Source organism: Roseateles sp. GW821-FHT09H10, from assembly GCF_059415865.1.
In genome coordinates this window covers 413258-440143 of sequence record NZ_JBWKOB010000002.1, presented here as the reverse complement: position 1 = coordinate 440143, position 26886 = coordinate 413258, and the positions used below count along the sequence as shown (strand labels likewise).

Here is a 26886-nt window from a genome sequence, read left to right as displayed (position 1 = left end):
AGCATGTTCAAGGTGACCATCATCGGCGGGGGAATCATGGGCGCGGCCACGGCCTGCTTCCTGGCCCGCGACCATGGCGCGGCCGTGACCGTCATCGAGCGCGACCCGTCCTATGCGCGAGCGTCCAGCTCACTGTCGCTCAGCTCCATCCGCCAGCAGTTCTCCCAGCCGGTCAATATGGCCCTGTCGAGATGGAGCATCGAATTCCTGCGGCGCGCGGCGGATGAGCTGGCAACGCCGGATGACCGGCCTGCCATCGGCCTGGTCGAGCCCGGCTATCTCTATCTGGCCACTGAAGCCGGTGCGGCCACGCTGCGCGAGGTGCATGCCTCGCAGCGAAGCGAGGGCGTCGACGTCGCGCTGCTGAGCCCGGCTGAACTGGCATCACGCTTTCCCTGGCTGGCCGTCGACGATCTGGCCCTGGGTTCTCTCGGCCTGAGCGGCGAGGGCTGGTTCGACGGCCCGGCCCTGCACCGAGCCTTCCGGCGCAAGGCCAATGCCTGTGGCGTGCGCTTTGTCGACGCCGAGGCGGTGGATTTCGAGACCCGCGGTGACCAGGTGACGGCGCTGCGCTGTGCCGATGGCTCACGCGTGGGTGGCGACGCCTTCGTCATCGCGGCCGGGGCCTGGAGTGCGCCGCTGGGCGCGGCTCTTGGCGTCGAGTTGCCCATCCATGCCAAGAAGCGCGATGTCTTCGTGCTGGAGACGCCGGCCGCGCTGCCCGGCTGCCCCCTGGTCATCGACCCGAGCGGCTTCTGGTTCCGCACCGAGGGTTCATTGATCCTGGCCGGCGGCCCGCCGCGTGGCGACGACGCCGACGCGGCGCCGCTGCACGACATCGACCATGGCCTCTTCGACGAGCTGCTGTGGCCGGCGCTGGCCGCCCGCGTGCCGGCGCTGGAGGCGCTGCGCGTGCGCTCGGCCTGGGCCGGCTATTACGAGATGAATGCCTTCGACCACAACGGCCTGGCCGGCCGTCTGCCGGGCTGGGCGAATGCCTTCACGGCCTGCGGCTTCTCGGGCCACGGCATGCAGCAGTCGCCGGCCGTGGGGCATTCGATGGCCCGGCTGATCGCGGGCCTGGAGGCGCCGCTGATCGATGCGCTGACGCCGCAGCGCCTGCTGGACGGCCGGCCCCTGCTCGAGGCCAACGTCATTTAGCGGTTGCGGACCCGCTTCTTGGGCGGTGGCGGCTCGCTGCGCACCCAGCGCGTCGCCGTGAGCTTGTCCGACACGGCGCTGGTCTTGTTGTCCACATAGCCCCAGCCGCGCATGGCGATGCGGACCACGGCGTCCGACGGGTCGGCGTCCGGGCCCTTGGGGTGCACGACCCAGACCGTCTTGCAGATCATGTCGGCGTGGAACTCGGCCATGCGCGGCAGCTCCGACGCCTGGCTCAGCACGGCCACCAGCATGCGGGCCTCGCGCAGATTGGTCGTGATGCCGCCGGCCAGGGCTTCGGCCAGGGCCGGGTCCAGGGTGCCGACGGTGGGGCCGATCAGCAGGGCCGGGTTCTCGGCGCTGACGCCCAGCTTGGCGGCCAGCGTGGGCGGTGGCGTCTGCAGCTTGGTCAGCCACTTGCCGGCTTCCTTTTCGCCCAGCGCGAGGGCGACCGCCTCGCCGTCGATCTCGAAGCGCAGCTCCTCGCGTTCGACACGCAGGTTCTGCAGCGCGGCAATGGCCCATTTGCGCTTGAGGGCGCCGCGCAGCACGACGGTGGTGGATTCGAGCAGGGCGGTGACCTCGGCGGTCTCGGCGCCGACTCGGGCGGTGCAACTGGCTTCACGTCCCATGAGGGGTCCTCGGCGATCTGGAGATTGCCCGCATTGTCAGGCCCCAGCCGATGGCGCCGGCAATGGCGCCCGTGAGGTGGGCGAAGGGGGCGACGGGGAAGTCGAAGCCGGCGGTGACGCGCAGCACCGGTCCGAGCGGGTCTTCGAGGGCGAGCTTGATGCCCAGGCCGAGGGCAATGCCGACGCCGACGAAGCGCTCGCGCCCGGCGCGGTGCAGCAGCGTCAGCACGGCGATGGCGGCCAGCGCGTGCAGCACGCCCGACAGGCCGGCATAGGCCAGCAGGCCGGGGCGCAGCAGCAGGCCGAGCTGGGCCAGCGGCAGCGCGATCAGCGCCGCGAGGGCTTCGTGCGGGCCGAGGCGGGCGCGCCAGCCAAGCAGGGCCAGCACCGCGCAGCCGGCGAGGTTGGCGCCGAGGTGGATGGGCGTCCAGTGCACAAAGGCCGCGGTGACGGCGCGCCAGGGTTCAGAGGCGACGAGAGCCGGCCGCCAGTCCAGCGCGCCACTCGACAGCGGCCAGGCCAGCAGGGACAGCGCGGCCAGGGCCACGCACAGCATCAGCCAAACACGGCTTGCCATAGGGCGCGCACGGCTTCTCGGTGCGCGGCCAGCGGTGCGGCGGCTTCGGCGTCCAGGGCCGTGGACTGCTCGTCCAGCCTGGCCTTGTGCTGCACGCGGCGCAGCTCGCGGTAGGCATTGGCGGACGCAACACCGACGCCGGCCGGCAGCAGGCCGACGGACTCACAGCGCTGCAGCAGCGCGATATTGCCGAGGTTGTCCAGCAGCTCGGGGTGGTCGGCGCCATTGGCCAGCACCAGGGTCTGCAGCGCGAACTCGGCATCCATCATGCCGCCGGCGCTGTGCTTGACGTCGAAGAGCGCATCCTTCACCGGCCGGGCCGCGCTGACCTTCTCGCGCATGGCCTGCACCTCGCGTCTGAGCGCCTCGCCGTCGCGCGGCGCCGTCAGCACCTGGCGGCGCACGCCCTCGCAGCGCTCGGCCATGTCGGCATTGCCGGCACAGAAGCGCGCCCGCGTGATGGCCTGGTGTTCCCAGGTCCAGGCGGTATTGCTGCCGCGCCCGGTCTGGTAGGCCTCGAAGTGGGCCAGCGACGTGACCAGCAGGCCGGAGTTGCCATTCGGCCGCAGGGCGGTGTCGATGTCGAACAGCTCGCCGGCGGCGGTGCGCAGCGTCAGCCAGGTGATGAGGCGGCGCACGAAGGCGCCGTAGATCTCGGCCGCGTTCTCGTCCTCGTCGTCGAAGACGAAGACCACGTCCAGGTCGCCGCCATAGCCCAGCTCCTTGCCGCCCAGCTTGCCGTAGGCGATGACGGCCAGGCGCGGGTCGGGACGGTGGGCCTTGCCGAAGCGGGCCCAGGCCCATTGGATGGCGATCTGCAAGACGGCGTCGGCCAGCAGCGACAGGTCGTCGGCGACCTGCTCGACCGTGATGCGGCCCTCGACGTCGCGCACCAGGGTGCGGAAGACCTCGGCGTGGTGGGCGCGGCGCAGCGTGTCCAGCAGGGCTTCCTCGTCGGCCTCGCCACTGCGCTCCCAGCCCTGCTCGCGCTCCAGCAGGTCGGTGATGAAGGCCTCGCGGTCGAAGCGGGCCGTCAGCAGCAGGGGGTCGGCGAGTTCATCGATGACGCCGGGGTGCTGCATCAGATAGCGCATGGGCCAGCGTGCCAGGCCCAGCAGGCGCAGCAGGCGCTGCTGCACGGCCGGGCGCTCGACCAGCAGGGCCAGATAGCTCTCGCGGCGCAGCAGCGGGCCGACCCAGTCGACAAAGCGCAGGGCCGCGTCCAGCGAGCATTCCTCGGCCGCCACGGCCTGGGCCGCGCGGTGGAAGAGCTTGGCCAGGCGCTGGCGCGATTCCTCGCGCAGGCCCTGCACGCGCGGCGTCTCGGCGAGCGCGCGCACGGCCGTGGCCAGCTGGGGCGGCAGGCCGCTGAGGAAGTCCTCGCCGTCGACGGCCGGCTTGGGGCCGCCGCACTGGCCGCCCTTGCAACCGCCCTGCGGCTTGCCACCCTCGTGCAGCAGCGAATCGAACTCGGTCGCGACCAGCTCGCGCACCTCGCCGAGCTGCTCGAACAGCTCGCAGGCCTCGCGGCTGCACTTCAGGCCCATGGACGCGGCGATCCAGGCCAGGTCGGCGTCGCCCTGGGGCAGGCAATGGGTCTGCTGGTCGTCGAGGAACTGGATGCGGTGCTCGACGCGGCGCAGGAAGACATAGGCCTCGCTGAGCCTGTGCGCCGTCTCGGCCTTCATCAGCCCGCCGGCGGCCAGCTGGGCCAGGGCCTTGACGGTGGAGCGCGTGCGGATCTCGGGGAACTGGCCGCCGCGCACCACCTGCAGCAGCTGCACGATGAACTCGATCTCGCGGATGCCGCCGCGCGACAGCTTGACGTCGTTGGCGCGCTCGGGCCGGCCGGCGGCGCGGGCCTTGGCCTCGCTGCGGATCTTGCCGTGCAGCTGGCGCAGGCCTTCGAAGACGCCGTAGTCCAGGTAGCGGCGGTAGACGAAGGGCGTGACGAGGTGGCGCAGCTGCAGCGTGCGGGCGTCGGCCGGCGCGCCCATGCCCGTGAGCGGCGCGACGACACGGCTCTTCAGCCAGGCAAAGCGCTCCCACTCGCGGCCCTGCACGAGGAAATACTCCTCCAGCATGGCCAGGCTGACGACCGGCGGGCCGCTCTTGCCGTTGGGACGCAGGGCCAGGTCGACGCGGAAGACCTGGCCGTCGTCGGTGACGTCGCCGATCAGCGCATAAAGCCGTTTGGCGACGCTGGAAAAGTATTCGTGAGCCGTAACGGGACGCGAACCTTGCGTCTGGCCGTCATCTTCGTAAACGTAGATGAGGTCGATGTCCGACGAGACATTGAGCTCGCGGGCGCCCAGCTTGCCCATGCCGAGCACCCAGAAGGCGATGTCCGCGCCGTCCTGCGTGCGCGGTTCGCCGTGGATGGCGTCCAGCTCGGTGCGGGCTGAGGCGAGGGCCTTGTCAAGGGTCACCTCGGCCAGATGGGTCATGGCCAGCGTGACATCCTCCACGCTGGCGCCCTGTTCGATGTCCAGCACCGCCAGCCGTTCCAGCACCAGATGGCGGGCCACCCGCAGACCGCTCGCCAGCGGGCGGTCTGCGGCCAATGTCTCGATCAGCGCGGCAATGACGGTGCGGTCGGGCAGGCCCGGTTGCAATAGCGGCAGCTCCGCCGCATATCGGCGGCGAACCCGCTGCACATAGCGGCTGTGTTCAGCAGATGCTGGAAACGTTTCGCTCATGACCCTGTGCTAGATTGACCGCCGGCCGATTTTTCACGTGCCCCAAGACACCGTGTCTGACTTCTTTTCGGCCGCCCTCCACCGCTGCAACCGCGCCTCGCGCTGGCCTCTGCGCCTGTGCTGGCACAGCCTGCGCTGGGCGTTGCTGATCCTGGCCCTGCTGTGGGCTTTGGGGGTGACGGCCTGGGCTGTATTGCACTGGGCCATTCTCCCGCACGCCAATGACTGGCGTCCCTGGCTGGAAAAGGAAGCCTCAAAGGCTCTGGGGGTAGAGCTGCGCATCGGCCGCATCACGGTCGAATCCAGTGGCTGGCTGCCGCGCATGGAACTGGGCGACGTGCAGGTGCTGGACGCCGCCGGCCGGCCGGCCCTGCGCCTGCCCCGTGTGGCGGCCGTGCTGTCGGCCCAGTCCCTGCTGGTGCTGGAGCCGCGCTTCTCCCAGCTGCTGGTCGACCGGCCCGAACTCATCATCCGCCGCGATGCGCAGGGCCGCATCTTCATCGGCGGCCTGGGCCTGGACGAGACCAACAAGACCGACGCCGGCACCACCGAGGCCGGCATGGACTGGCTGTTCAGCCAGCCCGAGCTGGCCATCGTCAACGGCCGCGTGCGCTGGGTGGACGAGAAGCGTGCCGACGCCCGGCCGCTGGAGCTGACCGAATTGAACTTCGTCATGCGCAACGGCCTGCGCCGCCACCAGCTGCGCCTGGACGCCACGCCGCCCGCCGACTGGGGCCGGCGCTTCACGCTGCGCGGCCTGTTCACGCAGAGCCTGCTGAAGCGCCCCGGCGAGTTCCAGCACTGGAGCGGCCAGGCCTATGCCGAGCTGCCGCGGGCCGACCTCAGCCAGCTGCGCCGCCATGTCGACCTGCCTTTTCAATTGAGCGAAGGCGACGGCGCCGTGCGCGCTTGGGGCCTCATCAAGGACGGCCAGCCCACCGCTGCCACGCTGGACCTGGCCCTGCGCTCGGTGCGCCTGAAGCTGCTCGACGGCGCCCCCGAGCTGGACCTGGAGCACATCGAGGGCCGGCTGGAGCTGTCGCGCGCCAAGGACAAGCTCAGCTTCCAGGCCAGGCAGCTCGGCTTTGTCAGCGGCGACGGTGTCGTCTGGCCGCGATCGGACTGGGGTGCGGCCCTGCAGCTTGGCAAGAACGACGAGGTGCTGGGTGGCGAAGTGAATGCCCAGCGCCTGGACTTCGCGCTGATGGCCCAGATCGCCCAGCGCCTGCCGCTGGGCGAACGCGCCCACAAGCTGCTGGTGGAGCTGGAGCCGCGCGGGCTGCTGACGGCCCTGAGCGCCCAGTGGCAGGGGACGCTGGACGCGCCGCGCAGCTACCGCGTCAAGGCCCAGATCGACGGCCTGGCCCTGGCCGCCAAGCCCGCCGAGCAGGAGGGCCAGCCCGGCCGCCCCGGCCTGCGCGGTGCCAGCCTGGAGCTCGATGCCAGCGAGCGCGGCGGCTCCGCCAAACTGGCCGTGCACGACGGCGAGGTCGAGCTGCCCGGGCTGTTCGAGGAGGCCCGCCTGCCCATCACGCGGCTGTCCACGCAGATGCTGTGGCAGCTGCCGCCCGCTGGAAATCCGGCGGGCGGCAAGACGCCGGGCGAGGTTGAGCTCAAGCTGCGCGAGCTGCAACTGCAGACGCCCGATTTCAGCGGCGAGTTCGATGTCGCCTGGAAGCGCGCGGCCGGCGCCACCACGCCGGGCCATCTGGACCTCAGCGGCAAGCTGCAGCGCGTGCAGGCGACCCGCGTGGCCCACTACATCCCGCAGCGGCTGGTCAACACGCGCAGCTATGTGACGCGCGCCATCCTCGGCGGCGAAGCGCGCAACACCACGGTCAGACTGCGCGGCGAACTGGCCGACTTCCCCTTCGATGGTCCCAAGTCCACCGGCATCTTCAAGGTCGTGACCCAGGCCCAGGGCGTGACGCTGGCCTATGTGCCGCCCAGCGACAACGGCGGCAACTGGCCGGCCCTGGACAACGTCGACGCCGAGCTCGTCTTCGATCGCGCCGGCATGTTCATCAAGGACGGCCGCGGCAAGGTGCTGGGCTATGAACTCAGCGACGTCAACGGCGGCATCAAGGACCTGCATCACGGCCGTGTGCTGCAGCTGGACGGCAATGGCCGCGGCGCCGGCGCCGACCTGCTGCGCTATGTGCGCGCTTCGCCGCTGGATGACTGGCTGGGCCATGCCCTGAGCACCACCACCGCCCTGGGGCCGGTCGGGCTGAAGCTGGGCCTCAACATTCCGCTGGACGACACCCACCAGACGACGCTCAAGGGCCAGTTGCAGCTCGGCGGCGTCGACCTCAAGCTGCGCCCCGAGCTCCCCGCCCTGGCCGGCGTGCGCGGCCGCATCGACTTCGACCAGAAGACCCTGCAGCTCGGCGGCCTGACGGCCCGCCTGCTCGGCGGCGACGCCGCTATCGAGGGCGGCAGCCAGCCGGGCGGCGGCATGCGTTTCGCCGTGCAGGGCCAGGCCACGGCCGAGGGTCTGCGCCGCGCCACCGAACTTGGCGCCGTGGCCCGCCTGGCCCAGGCCGCCAGCGGCCAGGCCGCCTACCGCTTCCAGCTCGCCATTCCCAAGGACGGGCAGAGCGAACTCAGCGTGTCCAGCAATCTGCAGGGCCTGGCCCTGGACCTGCCCGCGCCGGGGCGCAAGGACGCCGACGCGGTGCTGCCGCTGCGCCTCTTGATGTCGCCCACCGCGGCCGGCCGCGACGAGTTGCGCCTCGAGGTCGGCGCCCCCGCGGCGCCCTTGCTGCAGGCCCAGCTGCAGCGCGATGTGTCGGGCAACAGCTCGCAGGTGCTGCGCGGCGTTCTGGCCGTGCAGGACAAGCTGCCCGCCCTGCCGGCCAGCGGCGTGCTGCTGCAGGTCAATGTGGCCGCCCTGGACCTCGACGCCTGGCAGCAGCGCCTGGGTGGCCTGGCCGGCGGCACGGGCAATGGCGGCGAAGGCGCCGACGACGCCGGCCTGCTGCCCAGCCAGATCTCGCTGCGCAGCCAGGCCCTCAAGGTCGGCGGCCGCCAGCTCGGCCGCGCGACGGCCGTGGTGGCTCGCGAGGGCGCCAACTGGCGCGTCAATGTCGATGCCGAACAGCTGGCGGGCCGCATCGAGCTCAAGGGCGTCAAGGGCGGCCAGATCGACGCCGTGCAGGCACGCCTGACGCGGCTGTCGCTGCCGCGCCAGGAGGCCGAGTCGGTCAGCGAACTCATCGATCCCGGCAAGGCCGATGCGAGCAGCAACCCGCTGCCGTCGTTGGACATCGAGGCCGACGACTTCGAGCTGCGCGGCAAGCGCCTGGGCCGCCTGCAGGTGCTGGCCCAGGCCCCGGCCGCCGCGCGCGACTGGAAGCTGGACAAGCTGCAGATCAGCTCGCCCGACGCGACGCTGCACGCCAGTGGCCACTGGGGTGGCGAGATCGGCGCCAAGCGCCGCACCCAGCTGGACTGGAAGCTCGACATCGCCGACGCCGGCAAGCTGCTGGAGCGCCTCGGCCAGGGCCAGAAGGATTCCCCCGTGCTGCGCGGCGGCAAGGGCGTCCTGGCCGGCCAGGTCGGCTGGGACGGCTCGCCGCTGGCGCCGCATTACGCCAGCATGGCCGGTGCGCTGAATGTGCAGCTCGACACCGGCACCTTCCTGAAGGCCGAGCCTGGCGTCGGGCGATTGCTGGGCGTGCTCAGCCTGCAGTCCCTGCCGCGCCGCTTCCTGCTGGACTTCCGCGACGTCTTCGCCGAGGGCTTTGTCTTCGACGGCGTGACCGGCGACGTCAAGATCACCGCCGGCATCGCCCGCAGCGACAACATCCGCATCCGCGGCCTGCAGGCGGCGGTGCTGGTGGACGGCAGCACCGACCTGGCGGCGGAGACGCAGAAGCTGCGCGTCGTCGTCATTCCCGAGGTATCGGCCGGCGGTGCGTCGCTCGCCTATGCCGCCATCAACCCGGCCATCGCGCTGGGCGCCTTCCTGGCCCAGCTCATCCTGAGCCGCCCCGTGGCCGCGGCCAACACGCGCGAGTTCCACATCACCGGCACCTGGGACGATCCCAGGGTGGAGAAGGTGGAGGCCCTGCCGGCCAAGGCGGCGAGCGCGGCCAGCGCTCCCTAGTCGAGCGCCTTCAACTGCAGCTTCAGCCCGCTGTAATTGCGCAACTGCGTCCAGGCGGCCTTCAGATCCGGCTGGGCCATGAAGAGGGCATCAAAGCTGCCGTCGGCCGCCGCCAGGTTCAACCCGCGCAGCAATCGCTCGGCGAGCTGGGGCTTGTCGCGCGTGACGAAGAAGTACAGCGGCTGGCGGTACTGCAGGGCGATGCCCGGCAGCTCGACGAGACCCAGCTCGGCGTACTGGACCAGCTCGGCGTCGATCTCGTCGCGGGTGCGCGGGATGAAGTCGAAGCGGCCGGCCTTGAGCATGCGGAACAGCAGGTCGAACTTGATCGCCGTCTCGACGGTGAAGCCATTGGCCTGCAGGATCTGCGTGTCGCTCCAGTAGGTGCCGGCACCGGCGCGGAACTGGCGCAGTGCCTCCAGCGTGCGCGCCGATTTCATGGCGGGCAGGTCGGCGGCGCGCACGAGCAGGAAGCGCAGTTCGTTGCTGCCCTTGAGCAGGTTGAAGCGCACCGGCAGGGCCTGCGCCTCGCGCTCGGGCGTGGTCGTGCTCCAGATCAGGTCCAGCTGGCCGTCCTGCAGCATCTGGCGCAGGCGTGGGCGTGGCAGGTCGGACGGAGCGTGGACCAGCGTGGGCACCGGCTCGCGGTCGGCAGTCTTGTTCAGGGCCAGCTTGAGCGCCTCGATGAAGAAGGCGCCATGGGCGCTGTAGGCATTGGGGTCGGGCAGGCGCAGGGTCTGCGGCGCTCCTGCGCCATGGGCCTGTGGCAGCGCGGCTGCGAAAGGCAGGGCCAGGAGCTGGCGCCGCAGGCGGGAGGGAATCGGCATGGCCTTGCGATTCTGATCCCGCAGGGCGTCCGGCGTCTTGCACGCGCCGGGTCGCCGTGACTTATCGCCGCGCCGTCCTGAAGGTGATGGACCAGCGCGGCGCGCCCACCGGCGCCACGCTGTGCTGCCAGCCCCAGCGCGCCTCGCCCTGCAAGGCGTAGATGGAGCGCGGTGCGACCTCCAGCCGCAAGATGTCCTCGCGCCTGGGCTGATCGGGCGGATAGGGCCTGAAGCGCAGCAGGGCCTCGTTGCCGAGGGACACGCCGAACACGTCCTCGAAGTCCGGCACGTCGCGATGCCAGCCCAGCGGCGTGCCGGGCGCGTACTCGGCGACCAGCACATGCACCAGCGCCTGCGGGGCGACGCCGGCCCATTGCGCGACGCGCTGGCGCAGCGGATGCAGCGCCTCGATCAGCGGCGCCGACGGCATCAGCTCATTGCTGTCGTAGTCGAACTGGCCGCCATAGCTGACGACGCGCCGGCGCGCCGTGTAGCCCTTGTACTGGGCCTCGCGCAGCGGCAACTGCTTCGCCAGGGCGATCAGTGCGGCTTCCTCGGCCGCGGACAGCCAGCCCGCCTCGTAGCGCAGGCCTGGCGGCAGCGCGGAGGGGAGGTCGTCGAACAGTCCGGCCTGCATCAGAGGCAGTTCAGGCCGGCGCCCAGGCTTTCAAGTCGGCGGCGGTCAGCGCGGCCTCGTCGCGCAGCCAGGCCGCGAAGCGCTTCACGACGGGCAGGGCGGCGGCGTCCTCGCGGATGACGAGCAGGTTGGCGCGCGGCGACGGCAGCAGCAGCGGATGGGCCTGCGCCAGCGTGCCGGCGCGCAATCGCGGCAGGGCCAGGGACAGCCGCGTGATGGCCACGCCCAGGCCGGCCTCGGCGGCATCCAGCGTCACGCCGGCATCGTTGAAGGCCGGGCCCTCGGGCGCCGTCGTCGCTGCGGCTTCGGTCAGCCACAGCGGCGCGTCGCCGGTGACGTGGCTGAGAATCTGCGCCGCCGGCCAGCGCGCCGCGGCGCGGCCGAGCTGCCTGGCCAGACGGGGCGTGGCGACAGCCAGCAGGCGGTCTTCGAACAGCAGTTCGCCGCCGTCCTCGGGCCGGCCATGGCGCAGGGCCACCAGGGCCACGCGCGGCGGCGGACGCACCAGGGCGTAGTCGGTCTGCACGACGAGGCGCACCGTGGGCGCGGTGGCGATGAAGCCCTGCAGTCGCGGCAGCAGCCACGCGCGTGCCAGCGAGCCCAGCGTCGCGATCTGCAGCGTCGTGTGGGCGTCCTCCGGTTCGGGGTAGACGGCCTCGTGCAGGGCCGCCAGCGGGCCGCCCAGGCGTGCCAGCAGCTCGCGGCCCTCGGCCGTCAGCCGCATCTGGTTGCCGACGCGCTCGAACAGCGTCTGGCCGCACCAGTCCTCCAACTGGCGCACCTGGCGGCTGATGGCGCCGGGCGTCAGGTGCAGCTCGCCGGCCGCACGGCTGAAATTGCCCAGGCGGGCGGCGGCCTCGAAGGCTTGCAGGGAGAACAGCGGGGGCAGGCGGTCGCGCATGGTGTTGAGAAATCGGCACAGCCGGTGTGCAAAAGCCTCGCTGGCGCGGCAGGCGCCCGAGGCGGACATTGATGCGACGTTAACGCCCGAGGCCCGACCCATGTCGACGCAAGCCATCCTTGTCCATCAGTTCGGCGGCCCGGAGGTGCTGGAACTCCAGCAACTGCCCACGTCTCAGGCCGCATCCGGCCAGGCCGTCGTGCGCATCGAGTACGCGGGCATCAACTTCGTCGACCTCTACCAGCGCGAGGGCCGCTATCCCGGCATCAGCCTGCCCTGGCGCCTGGGCCTGGAGGGGGCGGGCGAGGTCGTCGAGGTTGAACCCGGCGCGGAGTTCAGCGTCGGTGATCGTGTCGCCTTCACGACCGGCGTGCAGGGCGGCTATGCCAGCCATCTGGCCGTGCCGCTGGAGCATCTGGTGCGCGTGCCCGAGGCGCTGACGCTGCGCGACGCAGCCGCCGCGCTGGAGCATGGACTGACGGCGGCCATGCTGCTCGATGACGTCGCGCGACTACCCTCCGGCGAGCCGGTCCTCGTGCATGCCGCTGCCGGCGGCGTGGGCGGCTGGCTGGTGCAGTGGCTGATCGCGCGCGGCCATGCGGTCTTTGGCACGGTGTCCAGCCAAGCCAAGGCCGACTGGCTGCGCGGCCTCGGCGCCGTGCCGCTGCTGGCGGACAGCGATTGGGTGTCCGCCGCGCGCGGCGTCGCCGTCGTCTTCGACTCGGTGGGGCGGTCGACCTTTGCGGGCAGCCTGGAGGCCCTGCGCACCGGCGGCCACCTCGTCCTCTTTGGCGCAGCCAGCGGCCAGCCCGAGCCGGTCGACGTGCTCGCGCTGCAGAAGAAGAGCCTGACGCTGACGCGGCCCGTGCTGCCCCATTTCCTGCCCGACGCCGCCAAGCGCCGCGCGCGGGCGGCGACGGTGTTCGCGGCTGTGCTGAGCGGCGCCGTGCAGCTGCGCATCCACGCCGAATTCCCGCTGGCCGATGTGGCCAGTGCTCATCAACTGCTGGCGTCGCGTGCGACGCAGGGCAAGCTCCTTCTCAAGCCATGACCACTTCCTTGAAAGACCGCCTGGCCAGCCTCGGCCACACCCTTGCGGCGCTGGGCGCACCCGCCGCCAACTACCTCCACCACCGCGAGGGCGACAAGCTGCTCGTCATCGCCGGCCAGATCGGCACGCCGGGCCGCGGTGCGCTGGATGCGGCGGCCGGCCGGGCCGAGGCCGAGGTGGCCGCGCTCAAGCTGCTGGCCGTGCTGGACGCCGCCGTGGGTGGTGACCTCGGCCGCGTGAAGCAGGTGCTGCGCCTGGGCGTCTTCGTGGCGTCAGCGCCTGAATTCACCCAGCACAGCGCCGTGGCCGATGGCGCGTCCGATCTGGTGGTGGCGGCCCTCGGCGAACGCGGCCGGCATGCGCGCGCCGCCATCGGCGTGGCCAGCCTGCCGGCGGGCGCGGCGGTGGAGGTCGAGGCCCTGGTGGAGCTGGTGTCATGACCGAGCCCCTGCTGCTCAACCATGCCGGTGCTTCGCCGATGTCGGCGGCGGCCCTCGCGGCCCTGCAGGAGCATCTGGCGCTGGAGGCTCGCCTCGGGCCCATGGAGGCGGGCGAGCGGGTCGCGCCGCAGTTGCAGCGCCTGCGCGAGGACGCCGCGCAACTGTTGAACGCCAGCACGGACGAGGTGGCCTTCTCCGGCAGCGGCTCGGCCGCCTTTGGTACGGCCTGGTCGGCCTTCACCCACAAGACGCCGCTGCGGCCGGGTGACCGCATCCTTGTCGGCCGCCAGGAATGGGGCGGCAATCTCGCGACCTATCAGCGCAGCGGCGCGACGGTGGAGGTGCTGCCCTGCCGCGCCGACGGCAGCGTCGATGTCCAGGCGAGCGCGGCGCTGATCGACGAGCGTGTGCGCTGGATCTCGCTGACCTGGCTGCCCGCCAATGGCGGCCTCATCAACGACGCCGCTGCCCTCGGCCGCGTGGCGCGGGCGGCCGGCGTGCCCTATTTCATCGACGCCGGCCAGGCCATCGGCCAGCTGCCGGCGGATGTGCAGGCCCTCGGCTGCGATGTGCTGAAGAGCGCGGGCCGCAAGCATCTGCGCGGGCCGCGCGGCACGGCCCTGCTCTATGTGCGCAAGGGCTTTCAGGATCAGCTGGAGCCGCCCTGGGTGGACGTTTCGGGCGCGCCATTCGAGACCTCGGAGCAGCCTGTGGCGCTGCGCCTGGCCTTGCAGGTGGCGATTGCCGAAGCGCTGGAGATGGGCATCGACAAGATCGCGGCACATGTGCAAGGTCTGGCTGTGCGGCTTCGTGAACGCCTGGGCGAACTGCCGCATGTGCGTGTGCACGATCTCGGCAACGGCGCGCGGTCCGGCCTTGTCAGCTTCACCGTCGAAGGCGAGGCGGCCCCGGCCACACGGGCTCGGTTGGCCCAGCAAGGCATTCACGTCGGCGCCAACGGCGTGCCCTACACGCCGCTGGACATGCAGGCGCGCGGTCTGGACGGCATCGTCCGCACCTCGTTTTCCTGGCTTAACAACTCAGCGGACATCGAGCGGCTAGCATTGGCCCTATGAAAGTCGCAGCAGTCCAGATGGTCTCGGGCCCCGACGTGGCCGCCAACCTCGCCACCGCGCGCCGCCTGCTGGAGGACGCCGCCAAGCGCGGTGCCCAGCTCGCGGCCCTGCCCGAGTATTTCTGCCTGATGGGCATGCACGACAGCGACAAGCTGGCCCTGGCCGAGGTGGAGGGCGACGGCCCCATCCAGGCCATGCTGGCGAGTGCCGCGCGCGACCTGGGCCTGTGGATCATCGGCGGCACGCTGCCCATCAAATCGACGACGGCCGAGCGGGTGCGCAACACGACGCTGGTGTTCTCGCCGGACGGCGAGCGCGTCGCCCGCTACGACAAGATCCATCTCTTTGCCTTCGACAACGGCCGCGAGTCCTATGACGAGGGCCGCGTGCTGGAGCCCGGCTGCGAGCCGACGCGCTTCGAGGCCGGCGGCCTCCAGGTCGGCCTGTCGGTCTGCTATGACCTGCGCTTCCCCGAGCTCTACCGCGGCTATGCCGGCGTCGACCTGCTGGCCGTGCCCGCCGCCTTCACCTACACGACCGGCCAGGCCCATTGGGAGCTGCTGCTGCGTGCCCGCGCGGTCGAGAACCAGTGCTATGTGGTCGCGCCTGCCCAGGGCGGCCAGCATGCCAACGGCCGCCGCACCTGGGGCCACAGCATGGTCATCGATCCCTGGGGCCAGGTGCTCAGCGTGCTGGCCGAAGGCGAGGGCGTCGTCGTCGCCGACGTGGATGCGGCCCGCCTGACCCAGGTGCGCCAGCAATTGCCGGCGCTGGCCCACCGCAAGCTCTGAGATCGCTGCGGCAGACCCCTAGGCGCGGCCCCTGGAGGCGCGTCGAGAATCCGCGTCTGCACAAGGATCTCTCCCATGACTGACAACAAGATCAGCCCGACGACCGCCTGGCTGGTGGGTGCGCTGGTGGCGCTGGCGCTGTTCGGCAACTACTACGTCTACGACTCCATCGGCCCGGTGGCCGACCTGCTGCAGCAGCAGCGGGCTTTCAGCGACCAGCAGGTGGGCCTGCTGAACGCGATCTACAGCCTGCCCAATATCGTCCTCATCCTCGTCGGCGGCGTGATGGTGGACCGCTTCGGCGCGGCGCGCATGACGCTGGTGACCGGGGCCATCTGCCTGGCCGGCGCGGCGCTGACGGCCTGGAGCCCCAGCTTCACCGGCATGGCGGCGGGGCGGCTGCTGTTCGGCATCGGCGCCGAGACCTTCGGCATCGCCACGCTGGCGGCCATCGCCGACTATTTCGGCGGCCGCAGCCTGGCCTTCGCCATGGGCCTGGCCCTGGCCATCGGCCGGCTGGGCTCCTTCGGTGCCGACATGTCGCCGACCTGGTTTGCTGGCGCCTATGCCCAGGGTTGGCAGCCGCCGCTGCTGATCGCGGCCGCCATCGCGGCGACCTCCTTCGTGGCCGCCGCCCTCTACTGGTGGGTGGACCGCGGCCCGCGCCGTGCCGGCCTGCTGCCCACCGGCAAGACGGCGGAGCAATTCGTCTGGCGCGACCTGCTGCACTTCGGCAAGGCCTACTGGTATCTGCTGGCCCTGTGCGTGCTGTGGTATTCGGTCATCCTGGCCTTTCGCAGCACCTTCTCGATCAAGTATTTCCAGCACACCCATGGCCTGGACCTCGCCGCCGCCGGCGAGATGAACAGCTATGTCTTCCTGGCCGCCGTGTTCGCGACGCCGGCCTTCGGCTGGCTCTGCGACCGCGTCGGCCGCTATGCACCCTTCCTGGCTTTCGGCGCCCTGCTGCTGCCGATCGCGCTGGCCGTGATGGCGCTGACGAACTGGAGCCTGTGGGTCGCCACCGCGCTGATCGGCGTCAGCTTCTCGCTGGTGCCCGCTGTCATGTGGCCGCTGACCAGTCGCCTGGTGTCACCCAGCCGCTTCGGGACGGCCATCGGCCTGATGTGGGTGGCCCAGAACGCCGGCATCAGCGGCGCCAACCTGCTGGCCGGCTGGCTCAACGACCAGGCCGGCGCCAGCGCCGCCAATCCGGCGGGCTATGGGCCGATGATGGCCTTCTTCGGCATGGCCAGCGCGGCGGGGTTTGTCTGCGCGCTGCTGCTGTGGGTGACGGCGGGGCGGGCCAGGCATGAAAGTGCGGCCAAGGCCTGAGCGTCGATCGCCAGCTTGATTCTTAGAAATCCGATTTGGAAAACACTGTGACCCCAACAAGCATGAATCGTTCTGTTCTGGCGGCTTGCCTCATCTCAATGGTTGCTTTGACGGCGTGCAAGCGCGGACCCAGCGCCACACCATCTCCCCCTGTCCAGAAGACGATGGCGACGATCGAGGGTCTGGCAGTTCTGGAACCCGGCGACGAAGTCCTCGATCCCAAGACGAACCTGATCTGGCGCCGATGCAGCTTGGGGGAAACATGGAACGGCACCGCCTGCGATGGCTCCCCCCGTGAGGTTACTTTTCCCGAAGCGACGCAGGCCACTCCCAAGGGGTGGCGAATTCCAAGCATTCGAGAGCTTTCGACACTGGTTCCCTGTGAGGCAAACCAATATGAGGGCAAGGTGGATGTCGGTGACGGCCTGCCGGCCTTGAATGAAACCTGTGCTGCAGCCAAAGTTCCCCTGCACGCCGCATTCCTCACCAAGGAATACGATCTGGTCAACGGATTGGGTTATTGGTCGGCAACAACCGATCGCACCAATGACTCTTATGTGTATATCGTCTACTTCAAGCAGGGTCAGATCAACGGCCTGCCCAAGGCGGGAAGTGACTCAAGGATTCATGTCAGGTTCGTGCGGAATGCGAATGCAGGCAAGGCGAATTGATTTCGGGCTCGCAACCGCCTGGCGTTGAACGACAGCTTCGGTCGACAAATTCGCGACCCAGTTGACTGGGCGCCGCGACGTCCTCCCGCGACTCATAAGGCCACAGGGGAAAGAATGAAAAAGCTCGTGCGAGCCACTTCCGTGTCAGCCCTGCTGGCCCTCGTGCTGGCGGCATGTGGGCCCATCGAATCCCTGAATGAGGGCATGGCGCGGTCCCAAGCCGTTTCAGCCGAGCTTGAGAAATCCGTTGGCCTGAAATCCTTCGTGGGATTCAACTGGCACAACGGATCCCTGACCTCGGTCACTGTCACTTTCCAGGGCATTCCCACAAACGGCTCCCTCCCCGACATTGCAGCCAAGGCCAAGCAGGCTGTCGTTGCCGAGTTCAAGCAGACGCCTCAGCAGATCGTCATCGCTTTCACCATCGAGCCATGAGCCCATCATCGGACTCGCCTGATAGTGCGGCGCTTCGCCTGGCAAGGGCCATGCGGGCATTGGCCTGGTCAAAGGCTGCCAGCTTGGCCTGTGTCGCGCTCGGCCTGCTCATCGCCAATTCCGACCTCCTCGCACACCGGTTCGCCTTCGCTGTGGTCGCCACGCTTCTGGCGGTGGGCGGGGTGGCTTTCATCGTCGGCGTCCGCGCTGCAATACTCATTCCCAAGCTGGAGCGGCAAGCCTCCGTCCGAACGCGCGATGCCGCCTAGCCTTGCGCTCCCAGCCCGGTTGCCATCAACACGACCGCCCGGCATCTACGGCCGCAGCGTCACCAGATCCCGCAGCAGCAGATCGATGTTGGCCCTGAGCGCCCGCTCGTTGGCGATGCGCAGCCTCTCATTGGGCGACACGATGGCCTCCGTGAAGCGGGCCTCGTCGGTGTTGGCGATGCGGCGTTGGTAGACCGTCTTGCCGCTGGCCTTGTCGACCAGGGTGTAGTGCACGGCCGTGCCCACGGTCACGCCCAGGGCGGGCACCAGGGGCTGATCCAGTTGCACAAGCTCGGCGCGCAGCTCGAAGCGCGGCGCCGGCTCGGGCGACAGCGGCTTCATGCCGACGGCCAGCAGCGACTCTTCCAGAGCCTGCTGCAAGGCGATGGCGCTGACCTTGGAGCCCCACCAGCGATTGGTTTCCATGCCGCCCTTGACGGCAGCGATGCCGACCTGGGCCTTCAGCGCATCCGGCACCCAGCCGCGAATCTGCAGCGCATCGGCCGCGGTGACGGCCATGGGCAGAGGCTGGCTGGGCGTGCCGCAGCCAGCCAGCACGAACGCGAGCAAGGCGGCAGAGAGCAGGGCAGGGCGTGACATGGGTGGCTCATGCTAGGCCGAAGCCGAGGACGCTAAGCCCCTAAAAGCGCCGGCCGGGCCGGCCTGTTCAGTGCTCGGGCAGGGGTTCGGGCGCGCCCAGCGCCGAAATGGCCTCGAGCATGCCGCGCACCTTGAAGGGCTTGAGCAGCAGCCGGCGCACGTCGAGCTGCTTCAGGCGCAGGGCCAGTTCGACATCGCAGGCCATCGCCGTGGCGGCCACCGGCACATCGGCCGGATGGGAAGCCTCGCCGGCGCGCAGGCGTTGCAGCAGCGCCAGGGCCTCGCCTTCCTCGTCGATGGCGATCAGCACCGCGTCGTAGCGGCGCTCGAACAGCAGCTTTGCGGCCATGGCCGCGCTGGTGGCCTCCTGCACGTCGGCCAGGCCCATCTCGCGGGCCATCGTCGAGACGGTGCGGCGCAGCACGAACTGGGGCTCGACGAGCAGCAGCCGCCCGCTGGGCGTGACCGCATTCATTTGGCAGCTTCCGTCTCGCCCTGGCCGATCAGCTCCGCCACGACCAGGTCGCGCAGCGTGCCGAAGATGGCGCGGTCCAGCATGTCGAAATGGCGCGGCTTGGTGTCGATGAGGCAGAGGGTGCCGATGGTGGCGCCGCCCGGCAGGGCCAGCGGCGCGCCGATGTAGAAGCGGATGAAGGGCGCGCCGACGACCAGGGGGTTGTCGGCGAAGCGCGGGTCCAGGGCCGCGTCCAGCACCTCGAAGAGATCGGGCTGCAGGATGGCATGGCCGCAGAAGGAGATCTCGCGCGAGGTCTCGCAGGCGTCCAACCCGACGCGGGCCTTGAACCACTGGCGCCGCTCGTCGATCAGGCTGATCAGTGCGATCGGCATGTCGAACTCCTCGGCCGCGAACGTGACGATGCGGTCGAAGCGTTCCTCGGGCGGTGTGTCCAGGATGAGCAGCTCGCGCAGCACGCGCAAACGCTCGGCGTCGTTGGCGGGGATGGGGGCGGGCGTCATGGCAGGGCCAGTCTAGGCCCGCAGTTCAACGGACATCAAGGCTATAGGTCACGGCCTGTGACAGGCTGGGCAGGATGGCGCCGAAATTCAGCGTGTAGCGGCCGCGCTTGAGCGGCCCCAGGGCGACGTAGTAGCCGTTGGCGGCGGCGGGGGCGTCATCGTCGGGCGCGACGAGGAAGCAGCCCTTGGTGGCCTGGCGATGCGCCTGCAGGCCGGCGAAGCGCCGGCCGTTGAGATCCAGCACCAGGGCGGCGGGGGCTTCGGTGGCCATTTCGGCGCGCAGCATCAGCGAGGCACAGGCTTCGCGCGCGTCGTCGGGCGGGAAGGCGATGAAGTTGGCCAGCGGGAAGAACAGGGTCTTGCCGGCCGGGATGCGGCAGCTGCGCACGGCGCGCTGGCTGCCGTAGGTGCCGGCCAGGAACCAGACCGGCCCGGACTGGCCATTCGCGCACAGGCTGCCGTCGGTGTCGGCCACCGGGCTGTCCTCGTCATCGAAGGACAGGGCCCAGTGCCACCAGCGCTTGGACCATTCCTCCTGCGAGGCGCCGGCGATGGGCTTGTCTGGCGGAATGAGCTGGGCGCGTGCGGGCAAGCTGGCCAAACACAGCCACAGAGACACAGAGGCGCAGAGAAGACTTTTGAAGGAGAACGGCATACCTCAGTGTCTCTGTGCCTCGGTGGCCTCGTTCCCTGGTTGAGTGCGCGCTGCCATCTCAGCCGCCAAACATCATGCGGTGGGCCAATGCCTTTTTGAGAGGCGTCGCCAACTCAAGTCCAGCCAAGGCCAGGCCGCGCAACGCGGGCAGGCCCGGCAGCCGCCAGGCGAAGCTGCGGGCCAGGAAGTCGGTGGCGGCGATCATGGGCCAGCGGTCGGGGGCGCGCTGCCAGTCGACGCGGGCCAGTACGGCATCCAGGCCCTGACCAGCCCCGGCCGACTCGCGCAGCGCGTCGACCAGGGCCTGGGCGTCGCGCAGGCCGAGGTTCAGCCCCTGGCCGGCCACCGGATGCAGGGTCTGGGCCGCGTTGCCGATGCGCAGGGTGCGGCCCTGCAGCAGCCGCGTCTCGGCATTCAGCCCGAGCGGGAAGCATTTCAACGCCGAGATGCCCGTCAGCGTCCCGGCCACGGCAGGCAACTGCTGCTGGATGACGAGCAGGCGCTGGGCGTCGTTCAGCGCGGCGATGTCGTCCTCGGCCTGGGGCAGGCACCAGACCAGGGCCGCGCGCGGGCCTTGCGCGTCGTCGGGCAGGGGCAGCAGGGCCAGCGGGCCGTTGCGCGTGAAGCGCTCGATGGCCAGGCCCTGCAGGCCGGGCGCTGCCAGGCGGACCTGGCCGACCCAGGCGTTCTGGTGATAGTTGCTGCTGATGGACTTGCGATCCTGCTCGGCGAACACACCGCCCTCGGCGACGACGGCCAGGTCGAAGCAGTCGACCACCGGTCCCTCGCCGCAGTCCAGTTCGACGCCATTCGCGTCGGAGCGGATGGCATGCACCGGCGTCGCAAAGCGCGTGAACAGGCGCTCGCGCTGGGCTTCGGCCAGCGCCAGCCAGCGCTGCTGCAGCGGCGCGACCAGGGCGCCATAGGGCAGCACGGCGCCAAGCTGGGGCAGGCCCTGTTCGGCGGCGCTGATGCGCACCTCGCCTGCGATGGGGGAGGGCGGGGCCTGGCTGACGTGCACGGTCTTGATGGCCTGGGCGCTGTCGGGCTTCCAGGCCTGCAGGCGCTCCAGCAAGCGGATGCTGCCGAGGTTCAGCGCCAGCGTGCGCGCGTCGCCGCTGATGTCGCGGTCGAGGGCGCGGGTGTCGAAGAGATGGATTTCGGTGCCTGCAAGGCGCTCGGCGGCGAGCAGGGCGAGGGCGAGGCCGGCAGGGCCTGCGCCGATGACGGCGAGCTTCATGCCCTCAACGATAGATCATCGGTACTTGTTGACGATGCGGGCCAGGCTGCCGTCGGCCTGCATGGCCGTCAGGGCGGCGTCCAGGTCGGCGAGGGCGACGGACGCTTGCGGCGCCAGCGCGCAGGCCGTGCGCCAGTGGGTCACGACCAGGGGCGGGTGCAGGGCCACGGGCACCTGGCCGCGGCGCTGCAGATAGCCGAAGCTGCCTTCGCCGACGAGGGCGTGGTCGATGCGGCCGAGGGCGATCTTGCGCAGCAGGCTGTCCAGATTGGGGCTGTCGTCGCGCCGGAAGCCCGCACCCAGCACGGCGGCTGCCTGGGTGTACTCGAAGCCGGCGATGGTGCCGATGCGCTGGCCGGCCACGTCCTGCAGCCGCGCCGGCGCGGGGCGGCGTCGGGCCGTGACGAGGAGCTCGCCGTCGTCGAAGACGGGCCGGCTCCATTGCAGCTTCTCCTGCAGCCAGGTGCGCAGATAGGTGCAGACCAGGTCGGCGTCCTCGCTGGCGGCCAGCAGCGGCCCGACGCGCTTGCGTGGCACGACCCGAAAGCGCGGCGTGCGGCCCAGGCGGCGGCCGAGTTCGAGGGCGATGTCGTATTGCAGGCCGTCGACGACGCGGCCATCGCGGATCTGGGCCTGGGGCATCTGCACGCTGCCGTCGACCAGCACGACCAGGGGTTTGTCGGCCGCGGCCGCCGGGGCCGGCACGCCCAGGGCCAGCAGCAGTTGGCGCCGTGTCAGTCGCATGGCGGGCTCAGCGGTAGCGCTCGACGATGCGCGCCAGGCTGCCGTCGGCCTGCATGGCGGCGATCGCCGCATCGAGCTGGGCCAGGGACAGGCTGCTGCGCGGCGACAGCGCGCAGGCCGTGCGCAGCCGCGCGATGACCAGCGGCGGGTGCAGCTCGCGCGGCACCTCGCCGCGGCGCTGCAGGTATTCGTAGGTGACGCGGCCGACGATGGCGTGGTCGATGCGGCCCGAGGCGAGCTTGCGCAGATTGGTGATCAGGTTGGGCGCGTCGTCGCGCACGAAGCCCGAGCCCAGGGCCGTTTCGGTCTCGGGGTAGAGGAAGCCCGCCACCGTGCCGATGCGCTGGCCAGCCACGTCCTGCAGCTGGGCCGGAGCCGGGCGGCGCGAGGTGCTGACCAGCATGTCGGCATCGTCCAGATAGGGCCGGCTCCACTGCAGCGGGCCGGGCAGCCAGCCGGGGATGTAGTTGCAGATCAGGTCGGCCTCCTGGCCCTGGTCCAGCAGCTGGGCGACGCGCCGGCGCGGCACGAGACGAAAGCGCACCGGGCGGCCCAGGCGCTGGCCGAGTTCGAGGGCGAGCAGGTATTGCAGGCCGTCCATCGGCCGGCCGTCCTTGAACTGGGCTTGCGGCATCTCGATGCTGCCGTCGATGAGGACGTGCAGCGGCGCCTCGTCGGCGCGCGCGGTGCACGCGCCGGCCAGGGTCAGCAGCAGCAGGCCGCGCCTCGTCGGGCGTCTCACCATGGCTTGGGTCCAGTCGTGCGCCCCGCCCCCGGCGCGCTGGGGGCATTGTGGCCATGCACCCGCCTGCACGGCCAGCCCCCGATAAGCTGTCGCTTTTCCGCACCTTCCGCACAGGCAACCTCATGCAATACCGCCGTCTCGGCCGCGCCGGCCTCCAGGTCTCCGAACTCTCCCTCGGCTCCTGGGTCACGTATCACAACCAGGTCGACACCAAGGCCGCCACCGAGATGCTGGCCGCCGCCTTCGACGCCGGCATCAACTTCTTCGACAACGCCGAGGTCTATGCCCAGGGCGAGAGCGAGGTCGTCATGGGCCAGGCCTTCAAGGCCCTGGGCTGGAACCGCCTCGACTACATCGTCTCCAGCAAGTTCTTCTGGGGTCTGTCGCGCGACGGCGTGACGACCACCAACCGCAAGGACACGCTGAACCGCAAATACCTGATGCAGGCGGTGGACGCGTCGCTGAAGCGCTTCCAGCTCGAGCATCTGGACCTGATCTATTGCCACCGCCCCGATCCCAACACGCCCATCGAGGAGACGGTCTGGGCCATGAGCGACATCATTCGCCAGGGCAAGGCCCTGTACTGGGGCACCAGCGAGTGGTCAGCAGCAGACATCCGCGCCGCCTGGGATATCGCCGAGCGCCACCACCTGCACAAGCCCGTCGTCGAGCAGCCGCAGTACCACCTCTTCCACCGCCGCAAGGTCGAGCAGGAGTACGCCCGCCTGTACGAGGACATCGGCCTGGGACTGACGACCTGGAGCCCGCTGGCCTCGGGCCTGCTGACCGGCAAATACCGCGGCGGCATCCCGGCGGGCAGCCGCGGCGCGCTGGAGAACATGAGCTGGATGCGCGAGCAGCTGCAGGACAAGGCCAAGAATGACGCCGTCGGCAAGTTGAGCGAGATCGCCGCTGAACTGGGCTGCAACACCGCCCAGCTGGCCATCGCCTGGATCAACCGCAACCCGCGCGTGTCCACCGTCATCCTGGGTGCCAGCCGCATCGAGCAGCTGCACGACAACCTGGGCGCGCTGGCGGTCACGCCCAAGCTGACTGCCGAGGTCATCGAGCGTATCGACGCCATCGCCAAGCCCCTGGCGCAGTGATCATTCACGTTCTCTGAGGGCAAGACCCCTCCGGCAAGACCCAAATGCTGGCTGAGAATGCCAGGCATGAGGGTCTTGATAAAACAAGGGTGTGCAGCCCTGCTGCTTGCCATCGGGCTGGCTGGCGCGGCGCAAGCCGTCGTGCCACGCTTCGAACCCATCGGCGAGCCGGGGGCCGTGCGGGACAACGTCGTCTCCGCCCTGACCATCGATGCGCGCGGCCTGCTGTGGGCGGGCTCGCCCGAGGGCCTGCTGCGCTTTGACGGCTATGCCTTCCGCCGCTATCCGCTGGCCGGCCCCGACGGCCAGCTGCTGCCCGAGCAGTTCGTGCGCGCCATGCTGCCCGACCCGCGCGGCTGGATGTGGGTGGCCGCCGGCAACAGCGGCCTGGTGCGCCTGGATCCGTCCACCGGCCGCTGGGACCGCTGGGCCCGCGACGGCAAGTCGGCCGACGACACCGCGCCCGCCGCCAATACCGTGCGCACCTTCGCGCTGGAGAAGGACGGCACGCTGTGGATTGGCGGCAGCGGCGGCCTGGACCGCTTCGACGTCAAGACCCAGCGCTTCACCCACCACCGCGGCAAGGAGGACGGCCTGCCCGACCCGCGCGTGCAGACCCTGCTCGTCGACCGCCAGGGCACGCTGTGGATAGGCACCTGGCGCGGCCTGGCCCGCAAGGCCGTCGACGGCCCCATCGAGACGCTCAACGTCGGCCTCGGCGACCAGCTCGTCACGCTGATCAGCGAGTCACTTGACGGCCGCATCATCATCGGCACGGCCCAGGGCCAGCTGCGCGCGCTGTCGCCCCAGGGCCAGGCCCTGCCCTTCAGCCCCGGCGCCACGCCGGGCGCCAGCTCGGGCGTCTGGCCGGTCATGGCCATGGCCCAGCCCGATCCCGACGAGCTGTGGTTCGGCGACGCCTCCGGCCTGTCGCGCCGGCGCGCCACCGATGGCGCCCTCATCGAGCGCCTGCCCGCCACCGGCGCCGGCACCGCGCCGCGCAGCGATGTGCGCGCGCTGCTGCGCGACCCCTCCGGCACCATCTGGGCCGGCAGCTATGGCGGCGGCCTGATGCGCCATGTGCCGTCGCTGCCGGGCCTGTCCATGGTGCGCGAGGCCATCGGTTCCGTCTCCGGCGGCCTGGACGTGCGCAGCATCCTGCAGCTGGACAACGGCGAGATCTGGCTCGGCACCCTGGCCGGCGGCATCGAGCGCCGCGACCGCCAGCTGATGCCCCTCGGCGTCGTCGCCCAGGGCGGCGGCGGCCTGCCGCCGGGCCGGGTCAACGCGCTGGGCCAGACCAAGGACGGCACCGTGTGGGTCGCCATCGACACCCAGCTGCTGCGCTTCGATGCCCAGGGCCGCTGGAAGGAGACGCTGCGCAGCGGCAATGCCGTGCCGCGGCGCTTCCATGCCGGCGAGGACGGCTCGCTGTGGATCGCGACGCTGGACGGCCTGATGCGCTGGTCGCCCGAGCACCCACAGATGCGCGCCATCCCGACGGCCGGCCTGGTGGGCGGCACCGGCGAGGTCAATGCCTTCGCGGCCCTGCCCGACGGCAGCCTGTGGGCGGGCGGCGCGGCCGGCCTGTTCCGCGTCGCCAAGCCCGGCGCGGACGAACCGGTGGCCGAATGGGTGGAGCCCAAGGGCCTGACCGGCCAGACCGTGCTGGGCATGGCCGTCGACCTGGCCGGCCGCCTCTGGGTGGACACCGGCACCGGCCTGCACCGCCTCATCGACAGCGACGGCAAGAAGGCGCGCTTCGAGGTCGTCGGTGCGTCGGACGTCGGCGGGGCCTTCGGCGCCAACCTGCTGTTCGACAAGCAGGGCCGCGTCTGGTCGCAGCGCAACATGTTCGACCCGCAGAGCGGCGAACGCCGCGAGTTGGGGGCGGCCGACGGCGCCGACCTCGGCACCGGCTGGTTCCGTGCCTACGCCAAGCTCGACGACGGCCGCATGCTGTTCGGTGGCGCCCGCGGCCTGCTCGTCATCGATCCCGACCGCTTCGCGCCCTGGACCTACAAGCCGCCGCTGGTCGTCTCGGAACTGCGCGTCGACGGCGAGGAGCGCCCGCTGCCCAGTGGCGGCGCCGATGTCGTGCTGGCGCCCGGCGAGCGCGGCCTGAGCCTGGCCTTCGCCTCGCTGGACTACAGCCAGCCCAGCCGCAACCGCTACCGCTACCGGCTGGAGGGTCTGGACAGCGCCTGGATCGATGCCGGCATCCTGGGCCGCACGGCGGCCTACACCAACCTCGCGCCCGGCCACTACCAGCTGCGGGTGATGGGCAGCAACCGCGACGGTGCCTGGAGCGTCAACGAACTCAAGATCGGCATCGACGTGCGCGCCGCCTGGTGGCAGACACGCTGGGCCCTTGCCCTGGCCGTGGTCGCGGCCGTCAGCCTGGTGGCCCTCATCGTGCGCATGCGCACCCGACTGCTGCTGCGCCACCGCCGCGTGCTGGAGCTGCGCGTGCAGGAGCGCACCGAGGCGCTGGAGGCCGCCACGGCGGCGCTGACGGCCAAGTCCATCGAGCTGGAAGAAGCCAGCCTCACCGACCCCCTGACCGGCCTGCGCAACCGCCGCTTCCTGGACCGCCAGATGCCGGCCGACGTCGCACTGGCCCTGCGCCATTACGAGCAGCCCGCCGGCACCCTCGTCACCGCCGACCAGGACAGCGAGCAGGACCTGCTGTTCTTCCTCATCGACATCGACCACTTCAAGCGCATCAACGACGCCCATGGCCACATGGCCGGCGACGCCGTGCTGGAGCAGATGCGTGGCCGTCTCGAGCAGGTCTTCCGCGCCACCGACTACCTGGTGCGCTGGGGCGGCGAGGAGTTCCTCATCGTGGCCCGCGGCACGCCGCGCCGCCGCGCCGCCGAGCTGGCCGAACGCGCCCGCCAGGCCGTCAGCGCCCAGCCCTTCGCTCTGGACGGCGGCCTGCGCCTGCCGCTGACCTGCTCGGTCGGCTTCTCGGCCTTCCCGCTGTGCGCCGGCCTGCCGCGCGCCCTGGACTGGCATGCCGCCATCGACCTTGCCGACGCGGCGCTCTACGAAGCCAAGGACACCGGCCGCAATGCCTGGGTCGGCCTGCTCGACGCGCGTGCCGCCAGCGAGGACGAACTGCGCCAGGACGTGCGCCGCCCGCTGGACAGCTGGGCGGCCAGCGGCCGGCTGACGCTGCTGCGCTCGGGGCGCGGCTGAG

Annotated in this window: 25 protein-coding genes; 12 read left to right on the top strand and 13 right to left on the bottom strand. The window is 70.7% G+C overall.

Annotated elements, in window-relative coordinates; genetic code table 11:
• Positions 1-3 precede the first annotated feature (3 nt).
• Positions 4-1161, top strand: a complete 1158-nt coding sequence (locus AC07OY_RS09925; protein ID WP_495042398.1) for an NAD(P)/FAD-dependent oxidoreductase — start codon at positions 4-6, stop codon at positions 1159-1161.
• On the opposite strand, the gene AC07OY_RS09920 is transcribed toward AC07OY_RS09925, so the two are convergent.
• The 3 genes from AC07OY_RS09920 to glnE are packed head-to-tail and all read right to left on the bottom strand — an operon-like array spanning position 1158 to position 5069.
• Positions 1158-1793, bottom strand: a complete 636-nt coding sequence (locus AC07OY_RS09920; protein WP_495042397.1) for a hypothetical protein — start codon at positions 1791-1793, stop codon at positions 1158-1160. The genes AC07OY_RS09925 and AC07OY_RS09920 overlap by 4 nt on opposite strands.
• On the bottom strand, positions 1783-2370 hold the full coding sequence (gene rrtA, locus AC07OY_RS09915) for a rhombosortase (protein ID WP_495042396.1): 588 nt from the start codon (positions 2368-2370) through the stop codon (positions 1783-1785). Before rrtA ends, AC07OY_RS09920 begins: the two co-directional genes overlap by 11 nt.
• Positions 2349-5069, bottom strand: coding sequence for a bifunctional [glutamate--ammonia ligase]-adenylyl-L-tyrosine phosphorylase/[glutamate--ammonia-ligase] adenylyltransferase (gene glnE, locus AC07OY_RS09910; protein WP_495042395.1), 2721 nt, complete (start codon positions 5067-5069; stop codon positions 2349-2351). Before glnE ends, rrtA begins: the two co-directional genes overlap by 22 nt.
• Before the next feature lie 52 nt (positions 5070-5121).
• On the opposite strand from glnE, the gene AC07OY_RS09905 reads away from it, so the two are divergent.
• On the top strand, positions 5122-9180 hold the full coding sequence (locus AC07OY_RS09905) for a YhdP family protein (RefSeq protein WP_495042394.1): 4059 nt from the start codon (positions 5122-5124) through the stop codon (positions 9178-9180).
• Here the strand turns inward: AC07OY_RS09905 and AC07OY_RS09900 are convergent.
• The 3 genes from AC07OY_RS09900 to AC07OY_RS09890 all read right to left on the bottom strand — a co-directional run bounded on the left by AC07OY_RS09900 (position 9177) and on the right by AC07OY_RS09890 (position 11545).
• The gene (locus tag AC07OY_RS09900) at positions 9177-10007 is read right to left on the bottom strand and encodes a substrate-binding periplasmic protein (RefSeq protein WP_495042393.1); all 831 of its coding nucleotides are present in this window, start codon (positions 10005-10007) and stop codon (positions 9177-9179) included. The two genes, AC07OY_RS09905 and AC07OY_RS09900, sit on opposite strands and share 4 nt — an antisense overlap.
• A gap of 61 nt (positions 10008-10068) precedes the next feature.
• Positions 10069-10644 (bottom strand): alpha-ketoglutarate-dependent dioxygenase AlkB, encoded by a 576-nt coding sequence (locus tag AC07OY_RS09895; protein WP_495042392.1) that lies wholly within the window; start codon positions 10642-10644, stop codon positions 10069-10071.
• A gap of 10 nt (positions 10645-10654) precedes the next feature.
• Positions 10655-11545 (bottom strand): LysR family transcriptional regulator, encoded by an 891-nt coding sequence (locus AC07OY_RS09890; protein ID WP_495042391.1) that lies wholly within the window; start codon positions 11543-11545, stop codon positions 10655-10657.
• A gap of 100 nt (positions 11546-11645) precedes the next feature.
• On the opposite strand from AC07OY_RS09890, the gene AC07OY_RS09885 reads away from it, so the two are divergent.
• The 8 genes from AC07OY_RS09885 to AC07OY_RS09850 all read left to right on the top strand — a co-directional run bounded on the left by AC07OY_RS09885 (position 11646) and on the right by AC07OY_RS09850 (position 17613).
• Entirely contained in the window at positions 11646-12596 is a 951-nt protein-coding gene (locus AC07OY_RS09885; protein ID WP_495042390.1) for a quinone oxidoreductase family protein, read from the top strand.
• Positions 12593-13036, top strand: coding sequence for a RidA family protein (locus AC07OY_RS09880; RefSeq protein ID WP_495042389.1), 444 nt, complete (start codon positions 12593-12595; stop codon positions 13034-13036). Before AC07OY_RS09885 ends, AC07OY_RS09880 begins: the two co-directional genes overlap by 4 nt.
• Positions 13033-14112 carry an aminotransferase class V-fold PLP-dependent enzyme gene (locus tag AC07OY_RS09875; protein ID WP_495042388.1) on the top strand — a complete coding sequence of 360 codons (1080 nt, stop codon included), beginning with the start codon at positions 13033-13035 and terminating at the stop codon, positions 14110-14112. Before AC07OY_RS09880 ends, AC07OY_RS09875 begins: the two co-directional genes overlap by 4 nt.
• A complete protein-coding gene (locus AC07OY_RS09870) occupies positions 14109-14903 on the top strand; it encodes a carbon-nitrogen hydrolase family protein (RefSeq protein WP_495042387.1) in 795 nt (264 codons plus the stop codon). Before AC07OY_RS09875 ends, AC07OY_RS09870 begins: the two co-directional genes overlap by 4 nt.
• 75 nt (positions 14904-14978) lie before the next feature.
• Entirely contained in the window at positions 14979-16238 is a 1260-nt protein-coding gene (locus AC07OY_RS09865; RefSeq protein WP_495042386.1) for an MFS transporter, read from the top strand.
• 62 nt (positions 16239-16300) lie between these two features.
• The gene (locus tag AC07OY_RS09860) at positions 16301-16909 is read left to right on the top strand and encodes an Lcl C-terminal domain-containing protein (protein WP_495042385.1); all 609 of its coding nucleotides are present in this window, start codon (positions 16301-16303) and stop codon (positions 16907-16909) included.
• Between the two features lie 114 nt (positions 16910-17023).
• Positions 17024-17344 (top strand): hypothetical protein, encoded by a 321-nt coding sequence (locus AC07OY_RS09855; RefSeq protein ID WP_495042384.1) that lies wholly within the window; start codon positions 17024-17026, stop codon positions 17342-17344.
• 50 nt (positions 17345-17394) lie between these two features.
• Positions 17395-17613 (top strand): hypothetical protein, encoded by a 219-nt coding sequence (locus AC07OY_RS09850; RefSeq protein WP_495042383.1) that lies wholly within the window; start codon positions 17395-17397, stop codon positions 17611-17613.
• Between the two features lie 45 nt (positions 17614-17658).
• Here the strand turns inward: AC07OY_RS09850 and AC07OY_RS09845 are convergent, their stop codons facing one another.
• The 7 genes from AC07OY_RS09845 to AC07OY_RS09815 form a co-directional block, all read right to left on the bottom strand.
• Positions 17659-18213: a hypothetical protein gene (locus AC07OY_RS09845; protein ID WP_495042382.1), complete on the bottom strand. Its 555-nt coding sequence runs from the start codon at positions 18211-18213 to the stop codon at positions 17659-17661.
• 67 nt (positions 18214-18280) lie between these two features.
• Positions 18281-18688: a response regulator gene (locus AC07OY_RS09840; RefSeq protein WP_495042381.1), complete on the bottom strand. Its 408-nt coding sequence runs from the start codon at positions 18686-18688 to the stop codon at positions 18281-18283.
• Positions 18685-19191, bottom strand: coding sequence for a GAF domain-containing protein (locus tag AC07OY_RS09835; RefSeq protein WP_495042380.1), 507 nt, complete (start codon positions 19189-19191; stop codon positions 18685-18687). The genes AC07OY_RS09840 and AC07OY_RS09835 overlap by 4 nt, the downstream gene beginning before the upstream one ends.
• Before the next feature lie 25 nt (positions 19192-19216).
• Positions 19217-19783, bottom strand: a complete 567-nt coding sequence (locus AC07OY_RS09830; RefSeq protein ID WP_495042379.1) for a hypothetical protein — start codon at positions 19781-19783, stop codon at positions 19217-19219.
• A gap of 121 nt (positions 19784-19904) precedes the next feature.
• The gene (locus AC07OY_RS09825; protein ID WP_495042378.1) at positions 19905-21086 is read right to left on the bottom strand and encodes an FAD-dependent monooxygenase; all 1182 of its coding nucleotides are present in this window, start codon (positions 21084-21086) and stop codon (positions 19905-19907) included.
• 15 nt (positions 21087-21101) lie between these two features.
• Positions 21102-21830: a substrate-binding periplasmic protein gene (locus AC07OY_RS09820; protein ID WP_495042377.1), complete on the bottom strand. Its 729-nt coding sequence runs from the start codon at positions 21828-21830 to the stop codon at positions 21102-21104.
• Between the two features lie 7 nt (positions 21831-21837).
• Positions 21838-22575 (bottom strand): substrate-binding periplasmic protein, encoded by a 738-nt coding sequence (locus AC07OY_RS09815; RefSeq protein WP_495042376.1) that lies wholly within the window; start codon positions 22573-22575, stop codon positions 21838-21840.
• A gap of 122 nt (positions 22576-22697) precedes the next feature.
• Here AC07OY_RS09815 and AC07OY_RS09810 point away from each other — a divergent pair, with 122 nt between their 5' ends.
• Positions 22698-23681, top strand: a complete 984-nt coding sequence (locus tag AC07OY_RS09810; protein WP_495042375.1) for a potassium channel beta subunit family protein — start codon at positions 22698-22700, stop codon at positions 23679-23681.
• A 66-nt stretch (positions 23682-23747) separates the two neighbouring features.
• Positions 23748-26885, top strand: coding sequence for a diguanylate cyclase (locus tag AC07OY_RS09805; RefSeq protein WP_495042374.1), 3138 nt, complete (start codon positions 23748-23750; stop codon positions 26883-26885).
• The last annotated feature ends 1 nt before the right edge of the window (position 26886 follow it).